We start from the raw sequence: 1,291 nt of genomic DNA on the forward strand, positions 1-1,291 counted from the left end.
CTGTCTCGGCGCAGGTCGCGGCTTTTCGATTGCGGCAACCCGAACGTCAAATCACAGCCGAACACATCGCAAAGGCTCAACGACCCCGTACGGGTCTCACGCCCGCATCGCCGTCATAACCGCTTCTGGACCGAGTAGCTTGATCACCCGCTTCATGTTGTACGCCAGCACGTGCAAGCTCATCTCCGTGCTCACCCGCCCGATGGTCCGTGTCAGGAAATGAGTGGCGCCCATCCATGCCTTGATCGTGCCGAACGGGTGCTCGACAGTCTGTCGCCGGATGCGCATCATCTCAGGGGCATGATCAAGTCGCGCCTGCATCTCATCAAGAACAGCTTCGTGTTCCCAGCGTGTCACGCGACGTTGGGGACCTGGTGTGCAGTCCCCCTTTAGCGAACATTGCTGGCAATTTGAACTCCAGTACTTACTGATCTTCAGGCCGCGCTCAACGGTCGAGTATCGCCAGATGAGCCGCTCGCCTGCCGGGCACCGATATTCATTCGTCTTTGCGTCGTAAATGAAGTCCTCCTTGCCGAAACGGCCATGAGCCGTAGCGCTCGATGTCACCGTCTTCGGAACGAACACGCTTATTCCAGCCTCATGGCATGCAAGCATCTCCTCGCTCTTGTAGTAGCCGCGATCCGCAACGGCAGTGAGCTTGTCGACGGCCATCTCTGTACGGGCAAGCTTCGCCATCGACGTCAACTGATCACGATCAATGCCATCATTGGTAACGACGTGCGCGACGATCAGATGGTGTTTCGTGTCAACCGCCGTCTGGACGTTGTAGCCGACGACTCCCGTTCCTCGTGTCTTCATCGAACGGGCATCGGGATCCGTGAGCGATACCTGTTTGTCGGGTGCCGCGTTGAGTTGCACCTCGATCTCCTTGAGGCTTCGCATCTGTTCCTTCAAGGCCGCAATCTTGTCCTGCAGTCGCGCTGTTCTGGCCTTCGCAATCGCAGGCTCCTGACGATCCGCTGTGTCCATCGCCTCGAGATAGCGAGCAATACTGGACTCGATGTCGCGCATGCGTCGTTCGAGCTTGGCGCTGGTGAAGTTGCGGTCGCGATGGTTCACCGCCTTGAACTTGCTGCCGTCGATCGCAACGATCGCTTCGGTGAAGAGGTCCAGACGCTGGCATAGCACGACGAACTGACGGCAGACGCTGCGGATCGCTTTGCCGTTGTCTTTACGGAACCGCGCAATGGTCTTGAAGTCAGGCGCCAGGCGGCCGGTGAGCCACATCAGTTCGACGTTGCGCTGGGCCTCGCGTTCAAGGCGACGGCTG

General features: G+C 58.8%; 1 protein-coding gene. It reads right to left on the reverse strand.

Going from position 1 to position 1,291, the window contains the following annotated elements; all coding sequences use genetic code 11:
- Positions 1–96: 96 nt before the first annotated feature.
- A partial coding sequence (locus PQR02_RS40415; RefSeq protein WP_408243383.1) for an IS1182 family transposase occupies positions 97–1,291 on the reverse strand: 1,195 nt, incomplete at its 5' end.

The sequence above is a fragment of the Paraburkholderia sediminicola genome (genome assembly GCF_046026895.1).
Lineage (GTDB): Bacteria > Pseudomonadota > Gammaproteobacteria > Burkholderiales > Burkholderiaceae > Paraburkholderia > Paraburkholderia sediminicola_C.